The sequence below is a fragment of the Sphingobium sp. MI1205 genome (assembly GCF_001563285.1).
GTDB lineage: Bacteria > Pseudomonadota > Alphaproteobacteria > Sphingomonadales > Sphingomonadaceae > Sphingobium.
The window spans coordinates 2,470,862-2,484,164 of sequence record NZ_CP005188.1; the positions used below are offsets into that span (position 1 = coordinate 2,470,862).

The 13,303-nt window shown below is 63.0% G+C and carries 11 protein-coding genes; all 11 read right to left on the reverse strand.

From position 1 onward, the window contains the following. Positions 1-109: 109 nt before the first annotated feature. From ftsA to K663_RS12125, 11 genes are read right to left on the reverse strand one after another with little or no spacing between them, the layout of a single operon-like run. Positions 110-1,396 (reverse strand): cell division protein FtsA, encoded by a 1,287-nt coding sequence (gene ftsA, locus K663_RS12075; protein ID WP_062117856.1) that lies wholly within the window; start codon positions 1,394-1,396, stop codon positions 110-112. A gap of 5 nt (positions 1,397-1,401) precedes the next feature. Then, positions 1,402-2,340, reverse strand: a complete 939-nt coding sequence (locus tag K663_RS12080; protein WP_062117859.1) for a cell division protein FtsQ/DivIB — start codon at positions 2,338-2,340, stop codon at positions 1,402-1,404. Further along, on the reverse strand, positions 2,333-3,292 hold the full coding sequence (locus tag K663_RS12085) for a D-alanine--D-alanine ligase (protein ID WP_062117862.1): 960 nt from the start codon (positions 3,290-3,292) through the stop codon (positions 2,333-2,335). The genes K663_RS12080 and K663_RS12085 overlap by 8 nt, the downstream gene beginning before the upstream one ends. Then, positions 3,289-4,218, reverse strand: a complete 930-nt coding sequence (murB, locus tag K663_RS12090; protein WP_145902335.1) for a UDP-N-acetylmuramate dehydrogenase — start codon at positions 4,216-4,218, stop codon at positions 3,289-3,291. Before murB ends, K663_RS12085 begins: the two co-directional genes overlap by 4 nt. Before the next feature lie 49 nt (positions 4,219-4,267). Beyond that, positions 4,268-5,689: a UDP-N-acetylmuramate--L-alanine ligase gene (gene murC / locus K663_RS12095; protein ID WP_062117868.1), complete on the reverse strand. Its 1,422-nt coding sequence runs from the start codon at positions 5,687-5,689 to the stop codon at positions 4,268-4,270. Next, positions 5,686-6,852: an undecaprenyldiphospho-muramoylpentapeptide beta-N-acetylglucosaminyltransferase gene (gene murG, locus K663_RS12100; RefSeq protein WP_062120819.1), complete on the reverse strand. Its 1,167-nt coding sequence runs from the start codon at positions 6,850-6,852 to the stop codon at positions 5,686-5,688. Before murG ends, murC begins: the two co-directional genes overlap by 4 nt. Next, positions 6,849-8,051 (reverse strand): FtsW/RodA/SpoVE family cell cycle protein, encoded by a 1,203-nt coding sequence (locus K663_RS12105; protein ID WP_062117871.1) that lies wholly within the window; start codon positions 8,049-8,051, stop codon positions 6,849-6,851. The genes murG and K663_RS12105 overlap by 4 nt, the downstream gene beginning before the upstream one ends. Positions 8,052-8,085: 34 nt before the next feature. Further along, positions 8,086-9,408: a UDP-N-acetylmuramoyl-L-alanine--D-glutamate ligase gene (murD, locus tag K663_RS12110; protein WP_062120822.1), complete on the reverse strand. Its 1,323-nt coding sequence runs from the start codon at positions 9,406-9,408 to the stop codon at positions 8,086-8,088. A 5-nt stretch (positions 9,409-9,413) separates the two neighbouring features. After that, positions 9,414-10,487: a phospho-N-acetylmuramoyl-pentapeptide-transferase gene (gene mraY, locus K663_RS12115; protein WP_062117874.1), complete on the reverse strand. Its 1,074-nt coding sequence runs from the start codon at positions 10,485-10,487 to the stop codon at positions 9,414-9,416. Further along, positions 10,487-11,863 (reverse strand): UDP-N-acetylmuramoyl-tripeptide--D-alanyl-D-alanine ligase, encoded by a 1,377-nt coding sequence (locus K663_RS12120; RefSeq protein WP_062117877.1) that lies wholly within the window; start codon positions 11,861-11,863, stop codon positions 10,487-10,489. Before K663_RS12120 ends, mraY begins: the two co-directional genes overlap by 1 nt. Next, on the reverse strand, positions 11,860-13,302 hold the full coding sequence (locus K663_RS12125) for a UDP-N-acetylmuramoyl-L-alanyl-D-glutamate--2,6-diaminopimelate ligase (protein WP_062117880.1): 1,443 nt from the start codon (positions 13,300-13,302) through the stop codon (positions 11,860-11,862). Before K663_RS12125 ends, K663_RS12120 begins: the two co-directional genes overlap by 4 nt. Position 13,303 lies beyond the last annotated feature (1 nt).

Below are 13,303 nucleotides of genomic sequence, written 5' to 3' on the forward strand. Positions count from 1 at the left end.
AATACTAGCTCCCTCCAGCTTCGGCGACATGAGCGAAACTGTCATCGAAGATTAATGCAACAGAAAATGGTGTATTTCACCAGCAAATTTCGTTCAGCTTCCGATTTATTCAATAGTTCGTCTTCATCGCCCGCATCATCCGCTGCCACCATTGGGGCGGATTGATACGATGAACGGTCTGAGGCGCGGGCGCTATCGTTCTAAGATCAACCGGGTTCGATGCGCCGTAAAGCGCAAGACCGGCCAGCGTCGCGAAGGCAGGGCCGCTATGCGCTTCCGGCATCGCCGCCAGGCCGCGCGGCCGGCCAATGCGAACGGCGCGGCCAAGCGCACCCTGCGCATAATCGGCAATGCCTTTCAACTCGGCCCCGCCGCCAGTCAGCACCACCTGCCGCCCGGTTGGCGAATTGAAACCCATTCCGGCAAGCGCCGTGTTGACTTCCGTCATCAACAGATTGAGCCGTTCGCAGATCACGGCAACCAGCGCGGCGCGCGTGATCTTGCCCCCGTCCGCATTCGGGCCAGCGCTTTGCCCCGGCACGGCGACGTCACCATGGGGAGGCGCGATCTCTATCATGTCCCGGAAGTCCCGGCGATTCTGCATCGCAGACCCGTAGAAGCATTTGATCCGTTCAGCCTGGCTGCGCCGGATGCCGAACGCGGATGCAATGTCGTCAGTAATGTCGGACGCCCCCATCGGGATGCTGTGCAGCCCGACCAGCATACCCCCGGCATAAAGCGAGACATTGGTGACACCCGCGCCCAGTTCAACCAGCGCGACCCCCAGATCCCTTTCTTCTTCGGAAAGGCAGGCAAGACCGGTCGCGATTGGTGATGCGACGATGGAGTTGACGTTCAGATAAGCGCCGCGCACGCACAGGTCGAGATTTGCGAGGGGCGCGCCATCGGCCAGCACGACATGGATGTCCACGCCAAGCAGATCCGCATGCATCCCCAGCGGCTTCTTGACCGGCACCTTGCCATTGATCGTGAAGCAGGTCGGTTGCGCGTGGAGCACGACCCGTCCATCGGGATCGATCCCCTGCTGGCCGGTGGCGAGCAGGTCGTCAATGTCGGGCTGTTCAACCCGGTAGCCGCCCATGTCGCGCTCTACCGTAACGACGTCGCTGACCAGGCTGCCGCCTGAAAAGCTGACCCATACGTCCTCGATATTGGTGCCCGCGACGCGCTCGGCCTGTTCGACGGTTTCGCGCACGGCAAGCTCGGTGCGTTCCATGTCGGCGATGAAGCCGCGGCGCACGCCCCGGCTTTCCCGCTGACCCGTGCCCAGGATCGCCAGCTCACCCGTTTCGGCGCGCCCCGCAATCAATGCGGACACCTTCCACGATCCTATATCGATCGCGGTGACGAGCTTGTCTACCTTGGGCTGCGCCATGATCGTCAGCCTTCCTCGCCAGCGGTCACTGCCTTGGCTTCGATGTCGGGCTTCCGGCCAGCCTGGTCCTGGGGAAGGCGCAGGACGAAGCGGTCGGGATCGCGCATGTCGAATTTAACGATACCGCGCCCCAGCAGGCGATTGACGCCGTCCATACGGGCAAAGTTGACCAGCGCCGTGGCGGACGCGTTGCTCCCTTCGGGCAGAGAAAGCGTTTCGCCCGATTGGAAGCGCAAGTCCCACCGACGGTTGCCGACCCATGTCGCCCCGGCCAGCATCGGTTTCAACGCAGGCGCATTCTCCATCAACTTGTTGAGCCCCGCGGTCTGGCGGTTGGCATCCGGGCCGACCACCAGCGGCAGATCGGGCATTGCGTCGGTGGAAACGGATTGCAGCACGATGCCCTGCACATCGATCAGGTGCAGCTGACCATCATGCTGCCATACCGCGACCGGATCGCGCTCCACGATATCGACGACAAGCGTGTCGGGAAGGCGACGCGAAATACGCGCGTCCTTGACCCAACCGAGTTTCAGCATCTCGTTCCGTACCTTGGGCAGGTCGAGCGAAAGCATGGAACGGTCCACCTGACCGAGCGCGATGTTGTAGACCGGCAGCTCGCCCATCCGTTCGACGCCCCGGACTTCCACCTTCTGCACTTCGAAACCAGCGTTGGCGGCGACTTGGGCGACTTTCTGCTCGGCCATGGCGGGCACGCCGAGCAACGCGGCAACGCCTGCGGTCGCGGCGACGACAATGCCGACGATCGCCCAACTCGCCATCCGCTGAAGCGTGTCATCGCTGACAGGCAGGGCATGGACAAGACGCCCAATCCATGAACGCCGCTTGCCCGGCCTGCCCCGCCCCGGTCCATTTCGACCACGTGGCCCGGCCGTGCGCGCCAATCGCGCCGTCCCGCCCCGCCGGATGCGTGCTTCAGCCATTGCCTGCCCCCTTTGCGCCCTGCTTCTGCTTCAGCGCATCTTCGACAATACGCTCGACCAGTTCGGGATAGTCAATGCCGAGTTTCGCCGCCTGTTCCGGCACCAGGCTCAGGGGCGTCATGCCCGGCTGGGTGTTGACCTCCAGCAGGTACAGCCCTTCGACACCCTGCGTATCATCCCAGCGGAAGTCGGAGCGCGACGCCCCCCGGCATCCCAGCAGCCGGTGCGCGCGAAGGGCGATCGCCTTGCATGCCTCGCTGATTTCGCTGGGGATGTCCGCCGGGCAGACATGTTCGGTCATGCCGTCGGTATATTTGGCGTCAAAATCATAGAAGCCACTTTTGGGCCGCAGTTCGGTGACCAGCAACGCCTCCTCACCCAGCACGGCGGTCGTCAGTTCGCGGCCCCGAATATAGGGTTCGGCCAGCAGTTCATCGAAATGCTGCCAGGGCCCTTCCACATCGCGGCCAATAGGAAAACCGTAATTACCCTCCGGCATGACGATGGCCACGCCTACCGAACTGCCTTCATTGACCGGCTTCACCACATAGGGGCGTGGCATCGGATCTGCGTCGAACAGGCTTGCGCTGGTCACGACATGACCGCCGGGCATGGGAATGCCATGGGGCACCAGCGCCTGTTTGGTCAGTTGCTTGTCGATGGCGATGACCGAGGTAGCGAGGCCGCTATGCGTATAGGTGATCCCCATCAGATCCATCATGCCCTGCACCGTGCCATCTTCGCCGGGAACGCCGTGGAGGGCATTGAAAACGACATCGGCATCAGCTTCCGCGAGGCGGGCGGCGACATGACGATCCATGTCGATCCGCGTCACCTTGTGCCCGCGCGATTCCAGCGCCTTGGCCACGCCTTCGCCACTCGACAGGGATACGGGCCGCTCGGCGGACCAGCCACCCATCAGGACGGCAACATGCCAGGGGCCACGGCTCACTTCTTCACTCCCACGCGATCTTCCTGAGCGGCGTGATCGGCCAACAAGCCCACGCGCTGAATTTCCCATTCCAGTTCGATGCCACTCTTTTCCTTCACGCGGCGGCGCACTTCCTCGCCCAGCGCCTCGATATCGGCGCTGGTGGCATCGCCCAGGTTGAGGAGGAAATTGGTGTGCTTTTCCGAAACCTGCGCGCCGCCCAGTTGCAGGCCACGGCATCCGGCCTGATCCACCAGCGCCCACGCCTTGTGCCCCGCGGGATTCTTGAAGGTGGAACCGCCAGTCTTGCTGCGGAGCGGCTGGCTTTCCTCGCGCGCGGCGGCAATGCGGTTCATTTCCGCCTGAATGGCGGCGGGATCGCCGGGGATGCCGCGAAAGACCGCGCTCACCACCACCGCCCCTTCGGGCAGCGCGCTGTGGCGATAGGTATAGCTCAGTGCGTCCAGGCCCAGAGTCACGCGCTTCCCGGAGCGGAGCACCACGTCGCACTCGACGAGAATGTCGCAGGTCTCACGACCATAGGCGCCGCCATTCATGCGGACGAAGCCGCCCACGGTGCCGGGAATGGAGCGCAGAAATTCCAGACCCGCAATAGCAGCGTCCCGCGCGGTCGAGGATACGAGAATGCCAGAGGCCCCTCCCCCGCAGCGAAGCGTCGTCGCGTCGATTTGCTCGACCTTGGCGAACGGCTTGCCCAGTCGCACGACGACACCGGGCACGCCGCCATCGCGTACGATCAGGTTGGAACCGAGGCCGAGCGCCATCACTGGAACCGCCGGATCCAGCCGCGCAAGAAAATCGGACAGGTCCTCAACATCCTTGGGCTCGAACAACCATTGCGCAACGCCGCCCGCCTTGAACCAGACGAGCGGCGCGAGCGGCGCATCAGCCTTTAGCGACCCGCGAACCGAAGGAAGGGGCGCAATCGTTGTTGTCAAACGACCAACCCCCGGACCAGGATTTGGGAAAAGGGCATCAGGCAGCTTCCCGAGCCGCAACGGCCGGGGCGAGACCCGCCGCCCATTTGGTGATGTCGCCCGCGCCGAGACAGACGATCATATCGTCCGCCTGAATATCCGCCGCTATGGTGCGGGCCAGATCTTCTGCGCTGTCCACTGTGGCTGCAGATCGATGTCCCCGCCGTTTGAGACCGGCGACCAGTTCGGCGCTGTCCACGCCATCTATGGGCTGTTCGCCGGCTGCATAGACTGGCGCTGCATAGACGATATCAGCGTCGTTGAACGCCTGCTGGAACTCGTCCATCAGGTCGCGCAGTCGCGTGAAACGGTGAGGCTGGACCACGGCGATCACACGGCCCCTGGCGCCTTCGCGGGCGGCGGCCAGGACGGCCTTGATCTCAACCGGATGGTGGCCATAGTCGTCGATGATTGTCGCAACGCCCTGACCTGCGGGGATTTCGCCCACCTTGGTAAAGCGGCGCTTTACGCCCCCGAACTTGGCGAAGCCGGTCTGGATGATCGCGTCGTCGATTCCCATCTGCAACGCCACGCCAATCGCCGCCATGGCGTTCAGGACATTGTGGCGGCCAGGCATCGGCATTTCGATGCCATCGATCCGACGAAGCGAACCGTCCCGCTCGCGGATCTGCACATCAAAGCGATTACCGCCGGGGATAGGCTGGACATTCTCGCCGCGAATGTCGGCTTGCGCGGAAAAACCGTAAGTGACGATGCGCCGGTCCTGAACCCGGGGCAGGATCGCCTGCACTTCGGGATGGTCGAGACACAGCATCGCCGCGCCGTAGAATGGCACATTCTCGACGAACTCGACGAAGGCGTCCTTCACCTTGTCGAAGCTGCCATAATGATCGAGATGTTCGGGATCGATATTGGTGACAACCGCCAGCGTCCCGTCCAGACGCAGGAAGCTGCCATCGCTTTCGTCGGCCTCGACCACCATCCAATCGCTCTTGCCAAGGCGGGCGTTGGAACCATAACTGTTGATGATGCCGCCATTGATTACGGTCGGGTCCACCCCACCCGCGTCCAGCAATGCTGCGATCATGGATGTCGTCGTGGTCTTGCCATGCGTGCCGGCGACCGCCACGGTCGATTTCAGACGCATCAATTCCGCCAGCATTTCCGCGCGGCGAATGACGGGAACGCGATTTTCCAGAGCCAGATCGACTTCTGGATTACCCTTCTTGATGGCAGTGGAAGTCACGACAACAGCGGCGTCGCCCAGATTTTCGGCCTTGTGGCCGATCATCACATCAATGCCCTTCTTGCGCAGGCCTTCCACGACATAGCCTTCGGCGACGTCGGACCCCTGAACCTTGTAACCCAAATTGTGCATCACCTCGGCGATGCCGGACATGCCGATCCCACCAATGCCGATGAAATGGATCGTGCCGATGTCGGTGCCGACACCCTTCATGCGGGAACTCCCTGGAGATTGAGGCTGGTCGGCAGCGGGCCGACGCGAAGCGGGTCATTGAGGATGGGCGCAGCGCCAATGCTTTCCAGCAGATCGGCCATGTCGCGCGCCGCATGCGGGCGGCCGCAGGCGCGAGCACGCTTGGCGGCGTTTTGAAGCGCGCCGGGTTCCATCGCCATCTTCTGCATCTGCTTGGCCAGCTCTACGGCGGTGAAGCGCGACTGCGGGATGGTACGCGCGCCGCCAGCCTCCGTCATTTCACGAGCGTTGACCGTCTGATGGTCGTCCATCGCGCTGGGCAGCGGAACCAGAATCGCCGGACGGCCAGCGCAGGTGAGTTCCGCGAGCGTCGACGCGCCTGCACGGGCGATGACTAGATGCGACCAGCTCAACTTTTCGGGCACGTCATTGAAATAGGTCGCCAGATCCGCCGGAATTTCCAGGTCGGCATAAAGATGGCGGACGCGCTCAATATCTTCAGCGCGGCATTGCTGCGTCACCTGCAGGCGGCGGCGCAAACTGAGCGGCAGCATGCCAAGGCCATCGGGCACGACAGAGGACAGAATGCTGGCCCCTTGGCTGCCGCCGATCACGAGGACGCGAAAGACGCTTTCATCCGTCAGCGCAGGAAAGTCTTCGTCGCGCAGCGCCTTCACTTCCTCTCGCACGGGATTGCCGACGAGATGCACCTTCGCCGCATATTTGTCGCGAAGGCGCTCGACGCGGGGATAGGCCGTGGCAATCGCATCGACCCGGCGGGCGAGAAGGCGATTGACGCGGCCGAGCACGGCATTCTGCTCATGGATAGCAGTCGGGATGCCATCGGCCAGCGCACCCAACAGAGCGGGCATGGCGGGATAGCCGCCGAAGCCAACTACGGCAGTCGGACGGAAGGTCTCGTTGAGGCGTCGGGCCATGGCGCGACCTGCAAGGATCGCTTTCAGCGCGCCGGGCCAGCTCTTCGGATTGCTGGTCATGCGGCCTGCGGGAAGCACGTGAACCTGCGCTCGATCGAATATCCCCGGGATCTTCGCGCCCCGCTCATCCGTCACTAATGCAACATGATGGCCGCGCGCCATCAGTTCTTCGGCCACGGCATGCGCCGGAATCATGTGACCACCCGTCCCGCCAGCGGCAAGGACGAAGTGACGGGAAATGCTCATCGACCACTCCATTTGACGACGGTATGCCGCCCCATGAAGGGATTGCGTCGCGTGAACGCAAGCAGCAGGCCGACCCCGATACAAAGAGCCAGCATAGAGGAGCCGCCATAGCTGATAAAGGGCAGCGTCATACCCTTTGACGGAAATATCTGGGCATTGACACCCATGTTGATGATCGCCTGAAGGCCGAACTGCATCGTCAGGCCCGCAGCGGCAAGGATCGTGAAATTATCATCCTCATCCAGCATGCGCAGCAACACGCGCACCACCACCGCCAGATAGACGCAAGCAATGCCGATGCAGGCCAGCAGACCGAATTCCTCGCCAATGACGGAGAATATATAGTCCGTATGCGCTTCTGGCAGGCTGAACTTGTGCTGGCCCCCGCCCGGCCCCACGCCCGTAAATCCGCCATGCGTAATCGTGCGGAACGCAAGTTCGCTTTGATCGGGGCCGGTATCCTGCGCAACGCCGATGCCAAGGAAGTCGTTGATCCGCTGGCGGCCGTTTTCATAGAACATATACATGGCCACCAGACCCGCCAGGCCCGCGCCCGCCATAGCCCCGATGAACCGCATCGACACGCCCGAAAGCAGCAGCAGACATCCCCAGCAAGCCAGGAAGATCACCGTCTGGCCAAAGTCCGGCTGCTTCATCAGGATCGCCCCGATCAACAGCGTCAGCGCGCCGGTCAGCGGGATAACGGGCAGCGTCATGTCCTTACCCCGAAGAGACAGCAGCCAGGCCATGGTGACGACATAGACGGGCTTCAGAAACTCCGACGGCTGAAAGCGGAAACCCGGCAGGTCGATCCAGCGGCGCGCGCCGTTCACGGTCGATCCCAGAATGGGCACGCAGAGCAGCATGACGATGAAAAAGGCCGAAAGAAACAGCGCCAGCCGCCGCGCCTGCTGACGGGGCAGCATCGAGATGACCAGCATGATGGGCAGGCCGAGAAAGACCCAGATCAGCTGGCGATAGAAATAGATGAGCGGCGTCACCGATACCGCGGTGGTGGAGCGGTCGATCGCCGCCACCGGCGATGCGGCGGCGACCGCAACGAGGCCGATCGCCATCAGGGCGACGATCAGCGAAAGAAGAACGCGATCAATCTCCCAGAACCAGATGGCCAGGGCCGTACGCTCACGCGGAACGGTGTGGTTCCTGAACCCCTTCACCAGTTCGCCTGCCCTGAACATTCCGATCGCCCCTTCTTCGCCCCGTAACCCGCCTTTAGCCGTCAACGCCCCCTTCTTCCAGCGCCGCGACGGCCGCGACGAAGGCATCGCCTCGCGCCTCGAAATCCCGGAACTGGTCGAAACTGGCGCAGGCTGGGGACAGCAGCACGACGTCGCCCGGCTGCGCGACACGCGCTGCTCGGCGAACGGCGGCCGATAGCATTTCGCTGTCATTCACCGCCATATGCTCCCGCAGCAGATCGGCGAACATATGGCCCGCTTCACCGATGGTGTAGGCGGCGACGACATTGTCGAACCAGGGCGCGCATTCGTCGAGATTATCAATCTTCGCGAGCCCGCCGACGATCCAGTGCAGACGCGGGCGGCCGTCAATGGGCGGATAGGCGGCCAGGGCGGGCGCCGTGGAAGCGGGATTGGTCGCCTTGCTGTCATTGACGTAGAGGACGCCGTTCAGTTCGCGCACCCGCTGCATGCGGTGGGGAAGGCTGGAAAAGCTTCGCAGAGCCGACTGGATCACCGAGTCATCAATCGCTAGCGCCTGCGCTACGGAGATGGCAATCGCGGCGTTCTGGGCATTATGCGGCCCTTGCAAAGACGGCCAGCCTGCCTGCACCGCAGGCTCGATGTCCGCAGCCGATACTGTCACCCGCCGTGCGCCGGGCTGGGCAGCGATCGACCGGCTCGGCTCATCCCCGGTTGCGATCACCGCAACATGATTGGGCGACTGCATCGCGAAGAGCCGGGCCTTTGACGCAACATAGCCTTCAAAGCCATTATAGCGGTCGAGATGGTCGGGCGTGATGTTGAGCAGGACCGCGACGTCGCAATCGAGGCTCTGCGTCAGATCGATCTGATAACTCGACAGTTCCAACACATAGACACCGCCTTCGGGCAAGGGATCCTGGCCCAGGATCGGCAGGCCGATATTGCCACCCATCCGGGTTGGAATGCCCGCTGCTTCGATGATGTGATGGACCAAAGCCGTGGTGGTCGATTTGCCGTTGGTGCCAGTGATGCCGACAACGCGGTGCGCGGGTAGCGTCGGACGGGCAAGGGCGAACAACTCAATATCGCCGATGATCGGAACGCCCGCTAGCCTGGCGTGCATGGCGATCGGATGCTTGTTGAGTGGAACGCCGGGAGAGACGACGATGCCGTCGAAACCAGAAAGATCGATCTCCAGAGGATCGGCCAGCTCGGCCTTGTGGGCGACCGCCGCGCGAGCTTCGTCCCGATTGTCCCAGGCGACGACCCGCGCGCCACTGGCGACCAGCGCTTCAACGGTCGCGAGCCCCGAACGCGCGAGGCCCAGGACCGCATATGTCTTGCCAGCAAAGGCGGATGAAACGAGCCCCATTCCGCTCACCGCAGTTTCAGCGTGGCGAGGCCCGCCAGCGCCAGAACAAAGGAGATGATCCAGAAACGGATCACAACTGTCGGTTCAGCCCAGCCGAGCTGCTCGAAATGATGGTGGATCGGCGCCATGCGGAACACGCGCTTGCCCGTCCGCTTGTAGAAGAAGACCTGAATGATGACGCTCATCGCCTCAACAACGAAGAGTCCGCCAATTACTCCCAGAACGATCTCGTGATGAGCGGTGACGGCGATCACGCCGATCGTGCCGCCCAGCGCCAGGCTGCCGGTGTCGCCCATGAAAACGGCTGCGGGCGGTGCGTTGAACCAGAGAAATGCGAGCCCCGCGCCGATGATCGCGCCGCACAGGATGGTGAGGTTGCCCGCCCCCGGCACATGCGGAATGCCCAGATATTCGGCATAATCGGCGCGGCCTACGAGATAAACAATCGCCATGAACGCCATGCAGGCGATGATGACCGGCATGGTGGCCAGGCCATCGAGGCCATCAGTCAGGTTCACCGCATTGCCGAACGCCACGATCACGAAGGCGGCGAAAAGGAAATAGAACGGCCCAAGCTCAATCGCGGGGCCGTTGTAGAAGGGCAGATAAAGCGCCGTATTTCCATGCTGGGTAACGATCAGCCAAGCCGCGACGCCCGCGATGAGGAATTCGAAGAAAAGGCGCATCTTGCCCGAAAGCCCCTTATGGCTGGCCTTCGTCACCTTGTCATAGTCGTCGAGAAAGCCGATGGCGCCGAAGCCCAGCGTCACGAACAGGCACGCCCAGACATAGATGGACGATAGATCCATCCACAACAGCACCGATATAATCATCGACGTCAGTATCATCAGGCCCCCCATCGTCGGCGTACCGCGCTTGGCGAGATGGGTCTGCGGCCCGTCGTCGCGGATCGGTTGCCCCTTGCCCTGGCGCACGCGAAGCCACCCGATGAAACGGGGGCCGATGACAAGGCCGATGATGAAGGCCGTCGCGATCGTCGCGCCCGCCCGGAAGCTCAGATAGCGGATGAGGTTGAAAACCCCCGCGAAGTCCATGGTCTGGGCAAGCCAGTACAGCATCAGTTCTTGTTTTCCCCAAGCGCGGCAACCAGGCGCGACAGGCCAATGCCGTTCGATCCCTTCACCAATATGGCGTCGCCTGCACGCATTTCTGTCTGGATAAGGCTGGTCGCGGCGGTAGCGTCAGCCACATGGGCAAAGGCCACCGCGCCGCCAAGCGCTTCGGCCAGCGGCGTCATTTCCTCACCCACGAGAATCGCGAAATCGACATGCCCCTCCGCCAGCGGCTCGGCAAGCCCGGCATGCAATTCACGGCTGCGATCGCCCAGTTCGCGCATGCCGCCCAGCACCGCGATCCGGCGGCTCGCGCGTTCCTTGCCCAATTGCTTGAGCGTCGCCGCCATGCTGAGCGGGTTCGCATTGTAACTTTCATCGATCAGCAGCGCTTCTCCGCTACCGATTGACAAGGTCAGGCGCTCGCCCCGACCAGGCAGGCCGGGCATTTCGGCGAGGGCAAGACCGGCCGCCGCGAGATCGCCGCCAAGCGCCTCTACCGTCGCCAGCACCGCGAGCGCATTCGAAACCCAATGCTCGCCCGGCGCGGCTACGGTAAAGCAAAGTTCAGCGCTGGGCAGCGTCGCGGTAACCAATGTGCCGCCGTTCGCGGCGGGAACCATGTCGCGGGCGCGAACATCGGCCTGCTCATCTAAGCCAAATGTCAAAATCCGCGCGGCATGCTGTTCCGCCTTCGCATAAAGCGTAGCGACATGGGGGCTGTCATAAGGAATGACGGCGGTGCCATCGGGCTCCAGTCCTTCAAATATTTCCGCCTTGGCCTGTGCGATCTTCTCTTCGGTACCGAAAAATTCGATATGGGCTGGCGCTATTGCGGTCACGATCGCGACATGCGGACGAACCTGCCGCGTCAGCGCGGCCAGCTCCCCGGCATGGTTCATCCCCATCTCGAAAACGCCAAAGGCCGACGCGCGGGGCATGCGCGACAGGCTCAGGGGCACACCGACATGGTTGTTGTAACTCTTGACCGATCGGTGCACTTCGCCGTGACAGACGCGATCGAGCGCCTGAAAAAGGGCCTCCTTGGTGCCGGTCTTGCCGACCGAACCGGTGACGCCAATCACCTTTCCCTGCATGCGGGAGCGGGACGCACGGCCCAATGCTTCGAGTGCGGCTGCGCTATCCGGCACGAGGATATGCGGCTGCGCGATCGGCTTGCTGACGATGGCGCCCGCCGCGCCCTGAGCAAAGGCCTTTTCAACAAAATGGTGGCCGTCGGTCGTTTCGCCCTTCATCGCAACGAACAGGTCGCCGTCAGTCACTTCGCGGCTGTCGAAAGCGACACCCGAAACAGCGAAGGGCGCCGAAGCGACGCCCCCTGTGGCCTGCGCGATTTCGGCAGAGGTCCAAAGCTCGTTCACCCGGCACACTCCCGAGCAACGGTAACGTCGTCGAAAGGCAGCACCCGATCGCCGATGATCTGGCCCTGTTCATGCCCCTTGCCCGCCAGCAGGACGATATCATCCGCGCCTGCCCGTGCAATGGCGGCGGCGATGGCTGCGCGGCGGCCGCCTATTTCCTCTGCTCCCGGTGCGCCCGCCATGACGGCGGCGCGGATCGCGGAAGGATCTTCGGACCGGGGATTATCGTCGGTGACGATGACATGATCGGATAGTTCGGCCGCCACCTTGCCCATCTGCGGACGCTTGCCCGCATCGCGATCTCCGCCCGCGCCGAACAGGGTAATCAGACTACCGCGCGTATGGGGCCGCAGCGCCTCGATCGCCGCGCGCAGACCATCGGGCGTATGGGCGTAATCAACATAGACGGGCGTTCCCGCCTTGGTGATGACCGCGCGTTCCAGGCGACCACGCACTGGCTGAACCCGGCCAAGCAGTTCCAGAACCTTGGCCGCGTCCTCGCCGCCTGCGATCACCAGGCCCGCGGCGGTCAGTGCGTTGGCCGCCTGATAAGCGCCTATCAGCGGCAGATTGATCTTATATAACTTGCCGTCGGCTTCGACATCCAAAGTCTGGCCCAACTGGGTCGGGGTGCGGTTGGCAAGACGCAATGCCTGCCCCTGCACCCCGACGCTCAGCACACGAAGCCCCCGCTTCGTAGCTCGCTGGATAACCTTGTCCGACCATTCATCATCGGCCCAGACGACCGCCACGCCATCGGGCGCGACCACTTCGTCGAACAGCCGCGTCTTTGCGTCGAAATAGCTGTCCATGTCTCCATGATAGTCGAGATGGTCTCGCGACAGATTGGTGAAGGCGGCCGCCGACACCGGCAGTCCTTCAGTCCGATATTGCGCGAGGCCATGGCTCGACGCCTCGAACGCGGCATGGGTGACGCCCTCACGTTTGAGGCCCGACATGTTGGACAGGAACGTGACGATGTCGGGGGTAGTAAGGCCGGTCGAGACCTGATCCACGGAGGTCGTGACGCCCAGCGTGCCGATAGACGCCGAATGATGCCCCAGCATACGCCACAGCTGGCGTGCCAGCTCGACCGTGGACGTCTTGCCGTTCGTCCCTGTGACAGCAACGGTCACATCGGGGAAAGGCGCGAAATAGCGAGCGGCGAGCAGGGCGAACAGGCGGCGCGGATTGTCATGGGCTATATGCACAGCCCCTTCTACCTGCGCCTCGGGCCGCGCGACGACGGCCATCGCGCCCGCTTTCACGGCCTGAGGGATATAATCTTCGCCATTGACCCGCAGGCCCTGGAATGCGCCGAAGACCGTGCCCGGCGCGACCTTCCGGTTATCGATCGCGAAGCCCGACACCGAGGCGTCCAGAGAGGCACCGGTGTCGAGCTTCACATCCAGCCCCTCGATGAGCGACCCGAGGCGCATC

Coding starts and splice junctions, on each gene's coding strand:
- ftsA (WP_062117856.1), bottom strand. CDS start 1,396: ATGGCGCAGCCCAAGGTAGACAAGCTCGTCACCGCGATCGATATAGGA.
- K663_RS12080 (WP_062117859.1), bottom strand. CDS start 2,340: ATGGCTGAAGCACGCATCCGGCGGGGCGGGACGGCGCGATTGGCGCGC.
- murC (WP_062117868.1), bottom strand. CDS start 5,689: ATGAAGGGTGTCGGCACCGACATCGGCACGATCCATTTCATCGGCATT.
- murG (WP_062120819.1), bottom strand. CDS start 6,852: ATGAGCATTTCCCGTCACTTCGTCCTTGCCGCTGGCGGGACGGGTGGT.
- K663_RS12105 (WP_062117871.1), bottom strand. CDS start 8,051: ATGTTCAGGGCAGGCGAACTGGTGAAGGGGTTCAGGAACCACACCGTT.
- murD (WP_062120822.1), bottom strand. CDS start 9,408: ATGGGGCTCGTTTCATCCGCCTTTGCTGGCAAGACATATGCGGTCCTG.
- mraY (WP_062117874.1), bottom strand. CDS start 10,487: ATGCTGTACTGGCTTGCCCAGACCATGGACTTCGCGGGGGTTTTCAAC.
- K663_RS12125 (WP_062117880.1), bottom strand. CDS start 13,302: ATGCGCCTCGGGTCGCTCATCGAGGGGCTGGATGTGAAGCTCGACACC.